Below are 18,825 nucleotides of genomic sequence, written 5' to 3'. Positions count from 1 at the left end.
ACAGTGTTGTAACCTATAGCAGTTGCCGCGGTGCACTCGCACCAAGACCAACACCGGACTGTGGCGCAGCTTGGTAGCGCACTTGACTGGGGGTCAAGGGGTCGCAGGTTCAAATCCTGTCAGTCCGACAACAGCCCAGCTGAGAACATGATTCCCAGCTGGGCTTCAACGCGTTTTGGCAGAAAGCCCGCAATGCGCAAGTTTTAGCTGATTGGTTGGGGTGGCGGGGCGTCGATAAGCAACAATGCGTGGCCCCAAATGTTGCGGGCACCAGTTTTTCGCATTGTGTGCGTGTTTTCTTTGGTACTGCTTAATAGCTAACATGATTAGGTAGCAAGAAGCGTATAAGCTTTTGGCAAATAATATGGTCGCAGCCTACGCGAAAGGTTTCGATGACAAACCCGAATTCGACCCCACCAAACCCCTATAGCTATCACCCCGGCGGCGGCAACGGCGCACCCCAAGGGCAACAGAACACACCGGCGGAAGTGCCCCCCACGCCGACACCCGGACAAGGGTTCTACGGCCCCGGTCCCGCTGCGGGGATGCCTCCGGCGGGGATGCCGCAAGCTGGTGCGCCGAACTATGCGGGCATGCAGCAACCCCCGCAGCCGCAAAAAAAGAAGAAGAACGGGTGCCTGATCGCGGGGATCATTGGCGCCGTATTGTTTATCGCACTGATTATCGTCGCAGCCGTATTTGTGGTGCCGATGATTAGCCGAATGCTTTTTCTATCCCCGCCGGAAATCCAGACGGGACCCTTGCCCACTGCTTCGATTAGCACGTCGAGCGGGGCGCCCGCCGGTACAAATACCGATGTGGAAGCGGCGAAAGTGTCCGCGCAACGATACGCCGATTTGCTGAACCTTTCCAAAAAGGATCTCCAAGAACAGCTGGTGACTTACGATAGTTTCACTCCGGAGACGGCCCAGGAGGCGATCGAAAGCCTGGATATCGATTGGAAGGAAAACGCATTAAAACAGGCGGAGGTGTATGTGAATGAGATGGATATGCCGATCAATCAGGTTTACGAGCAACTTACCTCCGAATACGGCGGTCAATTCACCTCGGAGGAGGCGCAATACGCGGTGGACACCCTGACGAAACGATCCGGCGGATAACGCGGCCCTATTGCGCTTGGGCGGCGGCCGCGCGGGCCAGCTTTGTCTCGCGCGGAATGACCGCGGCCAGGACCGAAATCGCGCGGGGCGGATCGACCACATTGACGATCGTATCGGGGAGGGAAATCGGGGTTCCGTAATCGAGTGACAGCATCGCCGCGAACCGCAACAGCGTCTCGCTTTCGCCAATATCTTCGCAATCATTGAGAATGCGCTCCACAGCCTGCAGGATGCGGTAACCGCTGATGGCGTTAATTTGGGCGGCGTCCGCAAGCGTGGCCGCAAGGCGCGCCGGGCGGATCAGGCCCAGCGACCACAACGTGGCAACCTGGTCCGCGAAAAAATCCGCCTTGAAAACCCCCGACAATGCCCACGCCGCCAGCGTTTGCGCGCTCGCGTACCGATGGCGCTGGTGCAGGGCGCAACTGGTAAGGGCGAGCAATGAATACTCCGGTGCCACCAGCGGGCGACGCACCGTGGCAAGAGCCTGCAGTACCGGCTGCAAACCGAACGCATTGACGGACATGCCGGAGACCAGTGCCGCTGGGTGCGCAAGTGCGGCCAGCGTATCGAGGTTGTGCTGCAAAAGCCACGCCGCCCAGTCCATGGCTATCTCCGCGTCGCGGCTAATCAACGCTTCGAGGGCGCGATCCTGGTACTCATTAAACATGCCCAGCGTATCGAAAATACGTTCTTCTATCGGGGCGGTTGCGGGAACGGGAGCATCGCCGATGCCCCGCCACACCAAACCAGTGGAGATAGTGTCCAGCTGGCTAAAGTTAAGCTTTTCGGGGCGGAAATCGTCGAGCTCCCAGGCGCGGTGCTGGCGCGGAAACGGGGTCACGGTGCGATAACTCACGCCCTGGTGCTGCACCTCCCAAACATGTTGAAACAACGCCCCCAGCACCCCGATTGGGGCATTGGTTTCGATGTATTCCCACTGGTAATCGTCGTAATGCAACCTGCCGTACGCCTGTTTTACCGCGAATTGGTTTTCCGGATCGTCGCAGCTTCTGAGCAGGCGCGCAAGCTGCACGCGCGGGGCCGCAGAATCCTCGTATAACGGGAAGGCTCGCGCTTTGGCAGCCAGCTCCGCGGGGATCTCATACCCCGGCCTGCTGCCCAAATAATCGATCACACATTGCAATTCGGTGCCGCTGGCGAACTGCCCAAAAATATGGGAAACGAAGGTAGCGAACTGCCGCTCTTCAATACTGGGCAGCGGCGCTGTGTGTTCGTACATGATAGTGCCGAACTTTGCCTTTGGCGTAGGGATTCGCAGCTTCTCCCCCGCCGGCTCATTGGCGCACGGGCCATCGACGCGGTCAATGTAATCTCGCACGTCGTGGGGTGCCCGCTTGGCCAGCTTGCGCATGACGGAGCAGATCTTTTGCGTTCTCGTGGGGGTGATCAACGCCCATTCGCGGAGCAACCCAAGCTGTCTTCGCATCAACAGCGCCTCGCCGAGTTCAAACACATCATGGGAAGCCGCCAAGAGGGATTCGCTCGGGCAGGCGCCAAGATTGCGCCGCAGCATCGTTTGGCCGAGCTCGATGCAGCCGTGCAACCCCTGCGACATCAGCAGGCAATATTCCCGTACCCGCGCGGCTACCTCCTCCGCAGTTGGGTCTAGGGCCTCGTGCACCGCGATATGCAGCGCGGAATCCATTTTGGACACGCCCCTGAACAGGCCTTTCAACGTCGCGTCGAGGACACGGTTGCGCAGCTGTGGATCCTCGGAGGCGAGTTGGACGATCGCCTGGACCCACGTATCGAGCTTTTCGGGGAACCGAGTGATCTCATCGACAATGCCGGGTGTGCTGAGCGCCACGATAAGCTCGTGGTTCAGCAGACCCGGATCGTTGCGGAAAAAATCGCACAAACTTTCCACCGGACGGTCCACGTAATAGGTGCAGCGATTGCCATTGCTAACAAAAGCCCGCAGGTAACTCACGCTCGAACATTTCACCTTGGACTGCCGCAATACCTCCCGCTGCAAACCCCAGCCAATGAAATCATTGGGCAGCGCCGCAACGAATGCGCAAATCCACTCCGGGGTGCGCCCAACCGCACCCAACAATAACCGCGAATAGTCACCGTGAAACGGCCCGTTGCGCACCAATTGCTCCGCCGCAGCCCCCGGAGACTCGCTGGCCAACAACAGGTAGCAGGCGCGCGGGGTGGGGCCTTCATAGGTAAAAAGCGTTTCGGGAGGGACGATCTGGGCAAGCGCTTTGCGCTGTTCGTCCGATGCCCCAGCAAAGGCCGACTGGAGTTTTTCAAATGCGCGTAGGCCACCCATCATCAGCGCTTCTTCCACGAGCGCACGCCGACGATTTATTCCGTTATCCAACGCATTCTCCTCCAGCGACAAAAGCCACCGCCGTAACAATCCTGCACAACGTGCCCTAGGCGCAAAATCGGCGCAGCGTATCGCACTTGACACAACTCAACCGAAGTATAGTTTACGTAGCAGATTCGCAACCGGCGTTATAGCCTCACTAGTTTTACACCACAATGTCCGAAACAAGACGAGCCACACCCCCGCATGCAGGGAGTGACGTCACATCCCGTAACACTACTAATAAATGTGTAAAATATATAATCGCTTGTCATTGCTTGTTTACGCAAATACAAAGCCCGCGGAAAAGCCGTGCCCCCGCATCGGCTCAAAGGAAACAGCCGGCGCGGGGGCACGATGAATGCGTTACAAATGCGGGATTGATCCGCCGCGGTTAAGAACCGATCGGCTCGGCGCTATCAACCGAATTCACGTCGGTTTCGGAGAGGGCGAGCGCATTCGCAACATCGGCAGTTGTTTGCGAATCATCTTGATTGCTCAGGGCCTGATTTCGCGCGCTGCCAATAAGGTGCTGGGTCAGCGCGGTAATCTCGGAATACAATTGGGTCAGCCCTTCCCCACCGTTAAACATGGTGATTCGGCTTTCCGCCAATGCGGAAGCGATGTTTTTGGCAACCTCCGGCATCACCTGAATAATTTCGGCGTCTAAACCGATCCGATCGTGCGATGCCAGCGCCTCATTAAGCAAGCGTTGTGCCTGCGCTTCCGCCTGCGCCTCGATGGTGCGGCGTTTCGCCTCCGCTTCGGCAGGTTTAATCACCTGAGCGATCAATTCCACCTCGCGCAATTCCGCTTCTTCGGCCGCCAATTCCTTGCGGCGCTGCGTCAACTCAATCAACGCTTCCGCCTCGGCGGTCGGCCCGGATTGGGCGGCGCGGGCGCGTTGCTTTGCCGTCTCCATTGTATTCGAGGAAACCTGCAGATCCGTTTCCTTTTGGTACAAGGATTTATCGCGCGCCGCCTGTTGTTGCGCCTTTTCAATTTCGGCATCCGCCTGCGCTGCAGAAACCTCGGCGAGTTTCCGAACGCGGCTCAATTCCGGCTGCGAGAGGTTATTGATGTGATTGTTATGATCGCTGATCTCATTGATTTGGAAATTATCAATCTTCAAACCCATTGCCAGCAATTTCGGCTCCGTGGCCGTCAGCACATCCATATTCAGCGAATCGCGATCACAAATAATATCCTCAACGCTGCGCGCACCCACCAAAGAACGAACCTCACCGGAAAACACATCCGAGGCGATGCGATTCATTTCCTCATCGGTGGTGCCCAAAAACCGCGATCCCGCCTCGGCGATGCTTTGCTGATCGGGATTAACCCGATACACAAAAGTGGCCTCTACCTGGAGCGAAATGTTTTGGGCGGTTTGCGCATCAACGGTCACCCGAACCGAACGCGAGCCAATGTGCAGACGATCCACCTTGTGTATCAGCGGCAACACGATAACGCCGCGGCCAATATACACACGAAATGGCGTGCCGTGACGCTGCCGCAGCCCACCAGAGACCAAAAGGGCCTCATTCGGCTTTGGAATAAAGTACAGCATCTATCTCCTTAAAAAGTGAATTTAATCAGGCATCGAAGGATATGACTGAGACATGAGTTGTCCCGTAAAATATCCTACATTTTACATGCCAAGTGCTACCTCTTTGCCCTCAATAGATCCCTGGAAACGGCGAAAGATTCGCATATATTATCGACGTTTCCGATACCGCTTCGTGGTCAATTCCTCATAGCGCGGCACATCCCCAGACGAATAACGTTTCCACGCCGCAACAAACAATTCCTCCGCGGGCAGAATCGGCGGACACCACGGCACAACCGAAAACGCTTTTGGATTGTAGCGAACCAGGTAATACTCGGTTTTCCATTCTTCCATTGGCATATGGGGATTCGAAGCCTCCAGCCACATACCGTCGAAGAACACCGTTCGCCCTGCTCGAGAGCGTTTCCCTTCGACCACCAGCCCAGCCGCAAGCAATTCCGCGCGCGCCTGATCGAATTCTTTCTTGCGCCAAGCGTTCCATCGCTTAATGTTTCGATCCGTGCATTCAACGAGGCACAACAATTGCAGGAAATAGGTGGCAGCGTTTTCGCTTAACCCCAATTGCTCTTGCACCGCGGCGACGGTTTCGCTCGCCGAGGTCCTAGGATCCATCACACAACCGGGCTGACCGGCCGGACGACGCAACGAGGCAATCAGGTTGTCAAAGACGCCTTCCTTGATTGCCCGAATGGCGTCGGCATTATGGGAAGGAGAAAGCCACGGGTACTCATCGTAATCGGTCTCAACGATTTTGCCTTGTAAAGGCAACTTTGTCAGATGCTCGTTACCCAACGCGCTATCTTCGATGGTCTTCAGCGCCTCCAATTGGTCGGCGTAAAACCCACGCAATGGATCATTCATTTCCGCATGCGTGGCCCAATGCAAAACCGCGCCGGCCACCCTGCCATAGCCCATCCCAAACTGCAGCGTTGCCTTGGCCGGCAATGGGTTCGCGGCACGGAGCAACAGGTCAAAGGACTTTTCGGAATACGGCGTGTACCAACCAAGCAAAAGATCAACCTGCTCATCGGTCATAGGCACCTTCGCTTGACGCAGCGTCTTGGCAATGGCCGTCACGGCTTCCAAGTTTCGGTCATATGCGGCGGCAAGCAACAACTCGACCTTTTCCTGCGGGAATACCTCCAATTGCCGCACGGCGTTTAGGTACGGCGTCTTTGTCAGGGAAAGCTTTCTCAACGCTGCCTTAAAATGCTCCTGATCCCCAATGCTAAACCCTTGGTTATCCGCGCTGGGCCGATAATAATCATCGCGATCGTTCCAATACAGCTTGAGGTTCTCCACGCTCGGATTAAAACCACCAGCAAGAAGCACTTTCGCCGCCCGCGGAGTCAACGCGCAATGCTCAACCACCGCATCAATATAGGGCTGCATTTCCGCCAACCAGGCTGCGATATCCACCTCTTGCGGTTGCTCGTGATCGTCCACCCAGCGCTGGAGTTCCGCCCGCGACATCGCAACCGAAATACCCAGCTTCTCCGCCATATCCACATGCGACACCACCGGCGAATTTGCAATGGTTGTAGGCGGGGTGCCCGTAATGAGCGCCTTCATGTACTTTTGTCCGCGCTGTACTAACACGGCGTCGACAGTAGGGGTTGCGGGGAAGATCATGCCCATATGGGATTTGCCGTACACGCGGGCCAATTGCTGCCAATTTACAAAGATGTGGCGCCACTGCTCATTGACCAAATTGTGGTACAGCTCAGAACGCATGAATTCCCGCATGAATTCCCGCATTTCCGGGGGAACCAGCGGCCCTTGCGCCCACATCAAATACGGCTTCTCATTGCCCACAATGTGCATCCAGACCCAGCGTTTCGCGCGGGCACCCGGACGTTTTTGGATCGCATTAGCGAGCTGCTCGCACTCCCGCGCCGCCAAATTTTTACTGGGCTGCGGCTTCGGCTGCTCCTCCGCCGGCTTGGTGGGCTCGGTCGCCGCGGCCTGTTCCTCATGCTCCGCCGCTAATTCATCTCGCTTGCGTTTGCCCGCCAAGAACTTGTGGTTTCGAACAAATCGCTTGGCCAACGCAGCTACCTCCATGGCTAGCTGCACCACGCTAGCGGAGAGCTCGGGGTCCGCACTTCCCAAGATTTCCGCCACGGTTCGCATCGCATCGGAATCCACCTTGCAATTCGAATGCGTAACCGTAAATCGATCCGTCAGCGTATTGGGGTTTGGTTCGGCCTTGGGGCGCTTGAGCGGGTGATTATCCAAGGCATCGAGGATCCGCTGCGCGTCCTCCGAAGTGATCTCGCGCAGCTTACGGCTAGCGTCGTGATCCCGCACCCGCAGGTTAACCCACATGGACCAGGGCAAACGATGCAGCCAGTGGACTGCCCCACTGCCATCCCGGGCGCACGCGAGCTGCCCATCCGCGCTCCGGGCGTTGGGGAGATACACCTTGCCGGTATCGTCGACCAGCAGCGTGACACCCGCGCCTTGCACCGCCCCAATTACCGGAACATCGCAAGCGTATTCGGTTCCATCGCCGAGCCGCAAGCGGGCCCGCAAGGGGTCCGGCGAAGCGGCGGGCTTTTCGGACACCACGCACACAATATTTCCTTCGTGCAGGGCCACGATGCTATCGCTCGGCGCGTGTGGTGCCGCAAGCACGGTCGAAAGCGGCACCCGTGTTTCGGAGCCTTCGGCGGCCGAGATTTCCAGATACGAAGGCAGGCCAGCTTCCTTCGTATTGCCCGTCGCTGGGTCGACCTCGTGGCAAGCGAAACGCTGGGGCACATCAGCGGCATCGCAACGCCACGCGCGTCCATCGCTGGTGGTAAACACTTGACGCAGATCGTTTTGGTAGGCGTGCAGGTGAAGGCTTGATTGCCCAGGCATGACCACCCCAGAAGGCAATAGCCGCCCACCCGCCAGCGGCACGGAATTCCACCGCAATCCGATGCCGCGCCAGAAATACCCCGCGATTTTCGTTTCCACGAAGGCCCCGCTGGACCATTCACTAATCACTGGGTTGTAATTGCTTTCGCTTACTTGTAGCACGTCATATTCGTCGCCAAAATAGCCCGCGAAGTGCAGGTTCTGTCGGACATCAAGGCGGCGCTCCGCGACCACCTGATCCCCTTCAATAACAACGCACTGCTTTTTAAAAATCACAACGATGCCCGGATACGAAGGATAGAACTGTATTTCCCTCATCCCACGCGCTTCTGTGCTGTTTCGCCACGATTGCACTTGGCGTTCCAACGCGGGCCACGTGAACTCCGTAAGCAAACCTGCGCGAAGATTATCGCGCAATACATCAGCGGCATTGATATCGGTGATCGACACCATAAAATCCTGCAGGTCGGACGGCAAATCTAGGCCACGGATATGCCCCAACCACGGGTCGACATGCTGCAATGCGGGCACTAATTTCGTCGTGCTCAAGTGCTGGATTTCGCGGCGCAAACAGAACGCCACGAGGTCATCGTTGCCGGTTTGATGCAATACATGCGCAAAACTGCTCAGGAACTCATCCACGCTGTACCCATGAAGGAGCCGCTCGCAAATCTCGGCATCCTGAAAAAGTGGCGAAAGATCCCACGGCGGTTCATGCTGCGCATGGTTTTCGCGTATTTGGTACAAATGACGCGTGCGAAACTCGGCCGAATCCAGCCATTCCCATTGCACACCGCAGCGTTGAAGCTCCGCCAAATACGCTATGTGAAGTTTTTTAAACGAAACGCGCATCGGTTGATCGCGCAATATTTCGGAATTCTCCGCGATCCATTCGCGCAGCCGGGGATCATAATCATCGGGCGAGCTGACATCATTCCAGGTATTCCCCAACCATTCGCGGAATAGCTGGGGCTGGTCCCGCAGCGCATCCAAGACCCCGGTTTTCAACACCACGTCGCACCATTGATCGAGCTCCGTACCCGTGGGCATGCGGAGCAACAGGCGGATAACTTGATCGCTGGGAGGCGCGGTTTTGCTCCCCGCCTTGGTGGCCAATGCGGCAAGGAATTTCAAGGGAGCTTTGCGCATGCCGGGCGTATCAATCACCGCATCGAGCAGGCGCGTCGCAATATCTCGCTCCGCAAGGCCGGCATTGCGGCCAAGCTTGATCAAATCCCGCACCAAATAGACATAAGGGGCGCCGCCCGCCTTCATGCGGTCAATATTCAGGTCAAAGAAGTATTCGTACGCCTCGGCGGGATCGTCGAAGCGCCGCGCGCAACTAGCCGCCTCCTGTGCCAGCTCTTTCGCGCTAATCAAACCGCGGCGCCCGAATTCCAGGAATACCTCGCGATGCCGCTGCGGATCGATTTCCAAACCGTAAGTGCGTTCGAATTCCCGAGCCTTGCCAAAATACCGAATCGCGTACCGCGAACTCCCAACGCTATCGAAGATACGGGCGAGTTCTTCAAAGAGCGTGGGGATAAAGTGCGGCGTCGACTGCGCGAGCACCTGGGCGAGCTCGTCGAACCGCGCCGCGACTTTTCCCGTCGAACCGCGGGCTAGGCGGCGCGCCCACTCCAAATCTGCGACAAGGTTCAACGCGTGATGCGCATTGTCTGGATCCTTGAGCATCGGCCATGCCGGAAACCCCACGGCCCGAGTAATCGACGCCCCAACGGGTTGCGAGGATCCGCTGGTTAACCCCAATAATTCCTGGGTAAGGACCTCCGCGGGCAGCAGCGCTTCATCCACGACGCGCACCACAACGCGATCCCCCAACAGCGCCGGGGAACTGGCCGAAAGCGCGACCACCCGCGAATCCTTTTCCCCTTGCTCTTCGAGGGGTACCACGCCGCCGTACCGCGTGATCAAGCTCGGTTCCATTGTGTCAGACTCCTCCACGTAAACTTCAGCGGTAATTAATCTTGTTCTGGTTGCTCGGAAATACTGCGACCGGCATATACGAATTCGCACATACGAATGCCTTCAGACCAGGCAATGGGGCCCACCTGTTCCGGAGAAATAACGTGACCATCGCGGGCGAATTGCACTTCGTACAGGGCCGCCTCTTCGTCGTAATACCAAGCGTCGATCCCCAACATGGCGGTGATTTCCACGCCGTTTTCCAATACGGTGAGCGAAATGGAATCACCGGAGGTTTGAAACCCGGCACCTCGGCTGCGTCCGATCAGCGTGCCCGCCTGGTTATACATCGCACCGTCGTATTTGGACACCGCAGCCTCCAGGCCATCCTTGTCGCCGGGTTTGCGGTAGATATCACGAAAGAGCTGGTCAATGCCCTGCGTAAAGCCGAGCTCCACGGCGAATTCCCGCCACTGGTCAATATCCTCCATGATCGCGGGGTGCGGAATGCTCAGCACCTTGCTTGGTGCCGCACCAATATCCACGGTTTCCCCGTCCAGGTCCACCAGCTGTAACCCCTGCTCAGTGGCGGAACGCAGAAACCCCATCACATCATCGCCGACCGATACCACGAGGTTTTTTAAACACCGCTGCCACGCCGGATCCGGCCACACCGCAGCGACCAGCGCCACCGGGACGGGCAGCCCTTTCAAAAACCAATCGCGCACCGTATCCCCGCATAACACCTCGTGGCTTTGCAGGTAGGCTTGCAACATTTCGATGCGCTGAAATACCTCCGTTTTCCGCGCCTTCGGCGGAATGCTTTTTAGCACGCGACCTTTCGCATTCCTGGCGATAATAGTTTCGCCGTCCAACCTGAAACTATAATCGCCAGCATCAATCCACTGCTGTGTTGTATCCATAAAAGTGGTCATCCTTGTATTTCGGTTACGCCAACTTGTTTCGTGGCTATAATTTATTCGCGTATAGCGCCAGCGCAAGACATGCCTGCGGCGTCTGCTGATCCAAAAGATTGCGCAATAAGGTTGCGGCAAACGGGGCGGCCAAAGATTCCAAGTGCTCCGCATCGCGATGCAATTCTTGATGCCGCCGCAGCACCATTTGATACCCACCGAGGGCGGCCCGTGCGAGCCAAGGATTGACGACGTCGCTCACGCTGCGGTGCGCGGCGTCGTCACCCTCGGCGGTACCCACCGTATTCGCATAGGTGTTTGCAAGCGCCGGTGCCGGCACGCGCCCGAGACCGGGAAACACGCGGCCACCAAACTCCGCGGGTAATTCGAACGATGTATCCAATGGCCAGAAGCACAGCACGGTGCCGTCGCGAACCAAACATGCGCACGGCATGGGCACCTCATTGCTGAGGTAACGCTGGCACGCCTCGACAAAACTTGCGAGCTCGGCCTTGCGGGAGGCCGCCGTAAAGCCCAAGGTGGTCGGCGGGACATCCTCCGCGAATTGCAAGGTCATGCCCTTGAACGTGATGGCCGTCATGGTGCCTTCGAGGATTATCAGGCCGTCGCCAAGCGGCAACGCTTTGACCATGTCGAGGGTGACGGGTTTGCCTAATGCGGCGCGCACGCCCTTGCCGGAGCCGATGCGACCATCCGAGGACGCCTTGCCGCCGGTGACCATGAGCACCCGCTGCGCGAGTTGCGCGTGGCTGCAATGCAGGTCCCCCAGCCGAATCGGACCGTGCCACACCGCGGCGATATCGTCCGCATCGCCCGGCGGGGTTTTGGTCACGGAATAGAAACCGCCTTGGGAGGTCATCAGCACCACACTGACCCCGGCGAAACCGGAGGCCGTCACGATCGGCTCGGCGTAGATCGGGGTGAACATCCCGGCGCCGACACCGGATTGCGCATCCAATGTGGCGTACGCGCGACGGGCCTGACCAATGGCCTCCCTATCTGCGGGATCGCGTTCGAGGCAATGACACAGGTACGCCAACCTCATAATGGCGATCGTGGCATCGAGGCGGCCTATCGGACGGCCCATTCGCATGTGCTGCGAACACGTGGCCACCGCCGTCAGGGCGCGTTCGAGGCGCGGGAGACCGCACACACGTGCGCGTTGCACGCAGGCCAATAATTCCGTGTGCTGCTGGATGCTCAGCTGCCCCAGACCATAGCCGAGGATCCCGGCCAGGATGCCATTGACGCTTGCCACGATCTCCGCAATAACGGCCGGGGCGGGGAGCTCTTTTGCCCACGCGGCCCCCTCGGAATTCGAATTTGATTTCGGATCTTCTGCTGGGGTTTCGGGAGGCGATGCCGCCGGTTCGGCGGCAACCGTTGCCTCGCCGACTGGGGCGGCGACACATACCGCCCCAATGTGCGCGCAGCGGGGTGACAGCAAACAGTCACAAGTCAGGGCGTCGGTAAGCGTCACCGTGGACTGCCCAATGGTAATGCGCACGGCTGTGCTATCGGCGTGAACTTCCCAGGTATCCGAATCGGCGGCGAGCTTTTCCGCGCGCTTTAACAATCGCGGTGCGAGCTCGGCTAAGGCGGCGGCGCTCAACGCCGGATCCAATGGTGGCAATGGATTGCTCACGAAAGCGCCTCCTTGACCCAACGGGCGAGCTGCATCGGCGTTACGCTGGCCACACGCATGCCGGCCGCCGCAACCTGCTCGGCGATACCGACGTTATACACGGCTTGGCCGGTATCGTCTAGGGCCGCGCAGCCGATCAGTTTTACACCCGATTCCGCGAGGCTTCGAATGCCGCCAAGCAATTTGCCCAGCGAGCCGAATTCCTCGAAATCGCTCACCAGTATGAGCGCTGTTTTGGTGGGGTTTTCTACCTTGGTTGCGGCGTAACGCACCGCCTGCCCGATATCCGTACCGCCGCCTACGCGGATCTCTAAAAGGAGCTCTAGGGGGTCGCCGGCGAGCCCGGATAGGTCGATCACGCTGGTATCAAAGGTAATAAAACTCACCTTCATGGTTCGAACACCAGTAAGGATCGCGGCGGTCATGGCGGCGTACACCGTGGAAGCTTCCATGGAGCCGGAAACATCCACAAGCACGATAACGTGCCACGGCGAGGTGCGCTGCTCCGGGGTGCGAAATATGGGCACCACAGGCACGATTTGCGGGCGCCCGTCGAGCTCGACAACATGTTTGAGGTTGCGCCTGATGGTGAGCGGCATATCCAAGCGCGCGCTCTTGCGACGCGTCGGCTGCGAACGCGCAAAGCCGGACATCACCGGGGTCAGATCCTGGGCTAGCACCCGGGACAGCTCCTCAACAATGCGGGCCACCAAAGGGCGCAGCTGGCGCAACCGAGATTCCGGCAGCGCGCCCTTGAGGTTCAGCACCGTGGTCAGCAGGTCAATCGAGGGCCGCACCTGGTCCACATCGAGGGAGGTCACCACGTCGGGGCGGCCCTTTTCGGCGGCCGCACCAAAGATTTCTTGGACATGGTCCGTGCCGAACAAAGCTTCGATTTCCGCACGCCATTTTCGCACGCTGACCTGGCTGGGCCCGGAGCCACCCCGGCGGACCCTGCCATCCGCCTCGCCGGTGACATCCTTCCCGGGCCCGCCATACAATTCATCGAGGGCGGAGGCCATCTGCGCGCCGCGAGCATCGAGTTGCTCCGGTTCTGCGCCGAGGATCAACCGCCACCGCATGGCGGGCGTAAACGACACATCCGCCAACCCCAACGCCGCTAAGCGCTCACGCGCGGCGACATCCATGCGCGCGTTCGCCTCCAGCAGGCGGGGATCGATGCTGGCGGTCCGCGCCACCGCGCCCACGCGATCGCGAAGGTAGTCCAAGAAGCGTTCCCGCTCCGAGGCCGGCACCGTATCAAAAGCGCCGCGCAGCGCCGGTAGCGCTTGCACGAAATGGGCGTCCTCGATCCCGGCCACGCGTTCGATAATGGCGTCCATGCAGGGACTATCGCACCACACGCCGCGGGATGCGCAAAGATAACCCGTGAGCCGCAATTGCAGCTTTGCGCGCGTTGCACCGGCCGCGCATTGGTCGATCCAGCTGCCGATAAATTCGGAGGTTTGTGTGTAGTCGGCCTCGCCGTGATCCAGGGCGTCCAAAACCGCATAGGCCGCGCCCTGCATCAATGGTGAGCCTTCCCGTTTCACCTGTTCCATGACGGCGCCCACGCTCACTTGATGCGTACCGATCAAACCGGCGACCTGCCCGAGCAGCCGGGCGTGCTCCGGGTCCTCCGAACCCGCGATGCCGCGGATTTCGCGGACTACCACCGAACCCAATTGGTCCGCCACGGCCCGGCACCTGGCCAAAACGTGTTGGCTAAACAGCCGCCCCGCGGGTTCCCGGTTGCCGACGACGCCGAGCAGCACTTCGATGACCTGCACGGCATCGGTAAACCCCAAGCGATGCAGGACGTGAGATTCCAGCGCCGTGACCGCCGCGAGCAGCACCTCGTTGGCACCCGTGCGGGCCGCGTGTTGCAGCACCTCAAGCACCACGCGGGGATCTAGTTCGCCCGCGGCCGCGACTTGCGCGCCCAACCTGGCACCCAGCACGGTATTGATTACCTGTTCGAGCGTGACGCCGGCGTGGGACACCGCCGCCAGGCCCGCCGCCGTATTGGAGCTAAACGAACAGGTGGCGGTGTAGCTTCGCGCCTCTAGCCCGCGATTCGAGGCGTTGGTGCGTTCCCGCACATAGCTGATATCCAATACCTCAAGGCGGGCCAGCAGCAGGTGCCGGGCGAAATCCTTGCCGCCCTGAAACGGGTCGATCCGCCGGGTCGCGCTCGCCTGGCGTTCCTTGAACGGCAATCCGAGCTTTTCCATCTCCGCACGGGTGTGCGCCTCCAGCGCGGGTACCGGGGCTGCGGAGGGTAGTTCGCCAAAGCGATCGCCCACGAGCACCTCGCGCATGGCATCGGCGATCCCACGCCCCCGGCCGGTCACGTTGCCATGCGCAAACACGCTGGTCATGGCCTCCACCAATTCGCGCCGACCCGGTGCCGGAAGCGCGCGGATACGAGCGAGATCACCGGCAAAACGGCAGGCCTCCGCGACCTCGCCGGTGCCCGCAGGCTCCCCGGCCGCGCGGCACGTACGGGCGATATCGGTGATGATCCCGCGCGTGAAATCCACGACCTCGTCGGCGGTTTCGCAGGCCCAGATCCCCTGCTGCCACTGGGGATCGCGAATACCAGAGGCATAGCCGGAACGGGAGTCCAATTGCTCAAAGCTATAACGCACAAGCGACGACACGATCGGACGCAATGCCGCAGGCGCTGCGGCCTCGCCGGATAACAGGCCGAGGCAGTGGAAGGATCCGACCACAACCAAGGTAGCCTCGGGAACTTCCGCAAGGCACGAACGCATATACGCCTCGCGGGCGGCGGTGTAGGCATCCAGACCCGGCTCCGCCAGCCGCGCGCCGATACCCACCGCCAACGCGGCGCGGCGCACATTGCGCCACCCCTGCCCGATCGCGCGGGCCTCCACCTGCGTGTCCCACGCCTCCTGGCCCACCAGTTCGCTCACATCAACAAGATCACGGTTGGCGCCATCGCCGGCTTCGTCTTGCACAACCTGATACCGGGCCCCAACGGGAAGATCAATGCAATGCACGGGGATCCCGCGCTGCCCAGCCCACCGGATAATCGCTAACTCTGGCGAAAAGTCCGCGAATGGGTACAGCGACATTCCGATCGGCCCGACCTCCTTATCGGATACCGCCACCGCCACCGGCGCGACGGTCTCCGCATGCCATAACCACGGCAGCACCTCCGCCAAATCCGCCGGAAATTCCACCGCGATGGCTTGAGGTTGTAGCTCCTCAGCCGCCGCGATCACCGCCCGAGCACATGCCGGTGAGTGGTGGCGAACGCCGAAGAATGTGTGGGAGGCCGAGGTCAGGGCGTCGAGAAGCTCTTCGGGGTCAGCGAACATCCTCGCGCGCCTCCCACAATGTGCGCCACGTCCCCGCGTGGTCTTCGTGGGTGCGGCGGCGGATCACAGCATCCCAATACGCCTGCAGGCGGCCGGCGTCCTTATCATCGTCCTTGCGCACCGCACCCAGCAAATGGCCGGGGATCAGCTGCAGCGCGCTCGGGCCCTGCGGAAAATATGAAGTCGAAAGCGCTATCGAAGACGAGATGGCCACGGCCTCTGCGGTAGACATGATCGTGCCCGGCTTTTCCACCGCCCAACCCTCGGGGGTGATGCCATTGCGCAAATCGCGGAAAATTGTGACCAATGTGTTCACAACTACCTCGTCGACGCTGCCCGGTGCGGCGGCGTCCACAAGCGCCTGCTTCGTCTTCGTTGTTACCAGCGCAACCTCCGCGTCGCGATCCGCAATCGGGTCAATATGTTCGAAATTGAAACGGCGCTTTAAAGCGGCGCTCATTTCGCTCACCCCCTTATCGCGCAGGTTCGCGGTAGCGATCACGCAGAACCCCTGAATCGCCGGCACGCTATGCTCGCCCAATTCGGGGATGGCCATGCGGCGCTCGGACAGGATCGGCACGATGGCATCCTGGACTTCCGGCTGGCAGCGGGTGATTTCCTCGATGCGCGCCACCTTCCCGGTGACCATCGCCTGCAGCACCGGCGACGGCACCAGCGCCGCCTCGTTCGGGCCCTGCGCCAACAGCATGGCGTAGTTCCAGCCGTAGCGCAATTGGTCCTCCGTGGTCCCCGCGCTCCCCTGCACCGTCAGCTCCGAAGTGCCGCAAATCGCGGCGGATAAAAGTTCGGAAAGCATGGACTTTGCCGTGCCCGGCTCGCCAACCAACATCAGCGCCCGCGAGCCAGCAAGCGTGACCACGCAGCGTTCGATGAGCGCCTGATTGCCTATAAATTTGGGGGTGATATCCATGCGCTGCGGCAGCTCTGGATGTTGTTTTTTCTTGGCGGGGGTAAGGCGTAAACCCACCGCGCCGCAAATGAAATTGACCACGGATTGCGGGGTGAGCAACCAGCCCGGGGGCTTCGGGCCTTGGTCATACACGGCGAGAAACGCCAGTTCATCGGCGTAGCGGACTTCGGGGAGGGCTATCTGTTGGTTGTCATTCACAATTACTCAAGCTACCGGAGCCCCAAAACAACGCGCCGTGATTTCTCAGCCAAGCATTCGAATTATAGAAAACGTGCAGCCTGAGACCGGTTTTATGCGCCGCGCAAAGGGGTGTGAAAAGCACCCCCGAACCTTGGCTTGAACCTATGCCGCGGCACCCTTTTCCGCGGTGATAAGAAACGTCCGATACGGGTTTTCGGTGCCGTCTTCGCGCACCTTAACGCCCTCGTACGCGGTTTCGAACTTCAGCACGGTGAAGCCCAGCTCTTGCAGCAGTTTGGCGAATTCCTCCCGCGCAAACCCGTGATGGAACACTTGTACGTCCACGCCGTGGTGGAAGGATTCGCTGCCGGCATCGAGGTCCAACACGCTGAGCAGCCCGCCTGGGCGCAGTTTTTCCGCCAGTGTCGCCAGCGTTTCCCGCACGTTTTCCACGTGGTGCAGCACCATCGACGTAAACACAACGTCCAAGCTAGCGGCGGGTATTTCCGCGAGGGAACTCACGGTGGTATAGCGCTCGGAAGGCGCCTTGCTGCGGTAGACCTCCAACATATTTTCGGAGGTATCGTATCCGATAAACCGCGCGGCGCAATCGCCCAACGCATACGTGACGGTGCCCGTCCCGCAGCCGAACTCCAGTGCGGTTTCTAGGTCGCGCTCGCCCCAATGTTCGCGCAGCAATCGCGCTTGGACTGCGGAGCGTTCCAACACATGCGGCGTGTCCCACTGAAAAGCTTTTTCATCAAAGTACATGCGCCCAGTATAGAAAAAGGTGGCGATCTGCGTTACGACGCCGCGACCCCGGCACCACCGCCGCCCGCAAGCTGTTCCCACAACTCGGCGACAATCTTTCGTTGCACCTGCGCCCTGTGCTCGGTGGGGATCTTCCATTCCACGCTGCGCCGGGCATGTACGGCGAGGCGATGCGCCGCCTCATTGAGCGGGTGCCCGCAATGGCCACGAACCCACGCCACCCGGATCACACCGATCTGCAATAACGTGTCTATATCCTGCCGGTTTACACCGCGCCGCTTTAGCAAATAGATCGCCGGTTTGGAGTCGCTATACACCAATACCCTGCGCCCTGGGTGCCGCTTGAGCACGCGCTCGATGCCGCGGATCAGCGCAGCGTATTCGGCGACATGGATCTTGGTCCCGCGTTTGATCAATGCGCTCCCATAGTCCCCGTGGTCGGTGGCCCAACCGATAGCAGCCTGCTTGCTTGAGGTATTCAGCGAGGCGTCGGTGGCTACCTTGACCGGCGGCAAGCGACTCGCAATATCGCTCATGGTTTGCTCGGTGGCGGTGCGCTGCATCAGCGAACGCGCGGCGCGTATCGCCGGTTTGATCAGCATTAGGGCCATATTTGCCTTGGTTTGCAGCAGCATGCGGGATGCGAAAGCGCGCAGGTGCAACGAGAGCGGCGCAGCGGTCTTTTTGGATCTCCACACCACTGTCGCGTCGGCGCTGGAATACGGCGTTACAAACACCTCAATCGCGCCGTGGACCAATGCGATGGCGCGAATCGAGCGTTCCGCCTCGATATGGATGTCCGCGATCGCGGCGTCGCGGTGCTCGACCAGCACGGATCGGGCAATGATTTTCAGCCACTCCCCGCTTGGGGAACTCGTTGCCACCACGAGCGCTAGGCAGCATTGGTCTTCAATAATCGTCTCCGCGATGCCGTCCACGACGACCCAACTGGCCAGCCGCGGGCGCACGCTTCGGGCCGCCAGGAGGGCGGGGTTTAAAGCGCGGTTCATCGCAGTCATGGGGTCTATCTTACGAGGTAAAACGGGACGCAAGTTCCACGCACCCGTTACCAAAAGTGCATTGAAACCCGATAAATTGTAAAGATTACTCGACGAAACCCCTTAGTTACCTCTATAGTAATAGCGTTAACTATCCGCATAACGAAAGGCACGAACCTATGGACATCGCTGCAG

Annotated in this window: 10 protein-coding genes and 1 tRNA gene; 2 read left to right on the top strand and 9 right to left on the bottom strand. The window is 59.6% G+C overall.

The annotated features are described in order from the left end of the window. The first annotated feature begins 54 nt into the window (after nt 1-54). Together CCANI_RS06645 and CCANI_RS06640 are read left to right on the top strand one after the other, a co-directional pair. A tRNA-Pro gene (locus CCANI_RS06645) sits at nt 55-128 on the top strand. A gap of 264 nt (nt 129-392) precedes the next feature. Further along, a complete protein-coding gene (locus CCANI_RS06640) occupies nt 393-1,121 on the top strand; it encodes an Ltp family lipoprotein (RefSeq protein ID WP_146323093.1) in 729 nt (242 codons plus the stop codon). 7 nt (nt 1,122-1,128) lie between these two features. Here CCANI_RS06640 and CCANI_RS06635 read toward each other — a convergent pair whose 3' ends face one another. The 9 genes from CCANI_RS06635 to CCANI_RS06595 all read right to left on the bottom strand — a co-directional run bounded on the left by CCANI_RS06635 (nt 1,129) and on the right by CCANI_RS06595 (nt 18,651). Next, entirely contained in the window at nt 1,129-3,474 is a 2,346-nt protein-coding gene (locus CCANI_RS06635) for a hypothetical protein (protein ID WP_146323092.1), read from the bottom strand. 382 nt (nt 3,475-3,856) lie between these two features. Continuing rightward, the gene (locus CCANI_RS06630) at nt 3,857-5,032 is read right to left on the bottom strand and encodes an SPFH domain-containing protein (protein ID WP_146323091.1); all 1,176 of its coding nucleotides are present in this window, start codon (nt 5,030-5,032) and stop codon (nt 3,857-3,859) included. 147 nt (nt 5,033-5,179) lie between these two features. After that, nucleotides 5,180-9,844, bottom strand: coding sequence for a hypothetical protein (locus CCANI_RS06625; RefSeq protein ID WP_146323090.1), 4,665 nt, complete (start codon nt 9,842-9,844; stop codon nt 5,180-5,182). A 35-nt stretch (nt 9,845-9,879) separates the two neighbouring features. Continuing rightward, the gene (locus CCANI_RS06620; protein ID WP_246118127.1) at nt 9,880-10,746 is read right to left on the bottom strand and encodes a DUF4132 domain-containing protein; all 867 of its coding nucleotides are present in this window, start codon (nt 10,744-10,746) and stop codon (nt 9,880-9,882) included. Nucleotides 10,747-10,792: 46 nt separating this feature from the next. Continuing rightward, nucleotides 10,793-12,403, bottom strand: a complete 1,611-nt coding sequence (locus tag CCANI_RS06615) for a hypothetical protein (protein WP_146323088.1) — start codon at nt 12,401-12,403, stop codon at nt 10,793-10,795. Then, a complete protein-coding gene (locus CCANI_RS06610; RefSeq protein WP_146323087.1) occupies nt 12,400-15,750 on the bottom strand; it encodes a DUF5682 family protein in 3,351 nt (1,116 codons plus the stop codon). Before CCANI_RS06610 ends, CCANI_RS06615 begins: the two co-directional genes overlap by 4 nt. Next, nucleotides 15,740-16,879, bottom strand: a complete 1,140-nt coding sequence (locus tag CCANI_RS06605) for an ATP-binding protein (RefSeq protein ID WP_146323086.1) — start codon at nt 16,877-16,879, stop codon at nt 15,740-15,742. The genes CCANI_RS06610 and CCANI_RS06605 overlap by 11 nt, the downstream gene beginning before the upstream one ends. 144 nt (nt 16,880-17,023) lie before the next feature. Beyond that, complete coding sequence (locus tag CCANI_RS06600; protein WP_186749987.1) at nt 17,024-17,632, bottom strand: class I SAM-dependent methyltransferase; 609 nt, start codon at nt 17,630-17,632, stop codon at nt 17,024-17,026. Nucleotides 17,633-17,664: 32 nt separating this feature from the next. Further along, a complete protein-coding gene (locus CCANI_RS06595) occupies nt 17,665-18,651 on the bottom strand; it encodes a ribonuclease HI (RefSeq protein WP_146323084.1) in 987 nt (328 codons plus the stop codon). Nucleotides 18,652-18,825: the final 174 nt, after the last annotated feature.

Origin of the sequence: Corynebacterium canis (genome assembly GCF_030408595.1) — a bacterium.
GTDB lineage: Bacteria > Actinomycetota > Actinomycetes > Mycobacteriales > Mycobacteriaceae > Corynebacterium > Corynebacterium canis.
This window is presented reverse-complemented; position numbering and strand designations above follow the sequence as displayed.

Bases quoted from the DNA above. Each gene is read 5' to 3' on its own strand.
- CCANI_RS06610 (WP_146323087.1), bottom strand. From the start codon at position 15,750: ATGTTCGCTGACCCCGAAGAGCTTCTCGACGCCCTGACCTCGGCCTCC.
- CCANI_RS06640 (WP_146323093.1), top strand. From the start codon at position 393: ATGACAAACCCGAATTCGACCCCACCAAACCCCTATAGCTATCACCCC.
- CCANI_RS06630 (WP_146323091.1), bottom strand. From the start codon at position 5,032: ATGCTGTACTTTATTCCAAAGCCGAATGAGGCCCTTTTGGTCTCTGGT.
- CCANI_RS06620 (WP_246118127.1), bottom strand. From the start codon at position 10,746: ATGGATACAACACAGCAGTGGATTGATGCTGGCGATTATAGTTTCAGG.
- CCANI_RS06625 (WP_146323090.1), bottom strand. From the start codon at position 9,844: ATGGAACCGAGCTTGATCACGCGGTACGGCGGCGTGGTACCCCTCGAA.
- CCANI_RS06600 (WP_186749987.1), bottom strand. From the start codon at position 17,632: ATGTACTTTGATGAAAAAGCTTTTCAGTGGGACACGCCGCATGTGTTG.
- CCANI_RS06595 (WP_146323084.1), bottom strand. From the start codon at position 18,651: ATGACTGCGATGAACCGCGCTTTAAACCCCGCCCTCCTGGCGGCCCGA.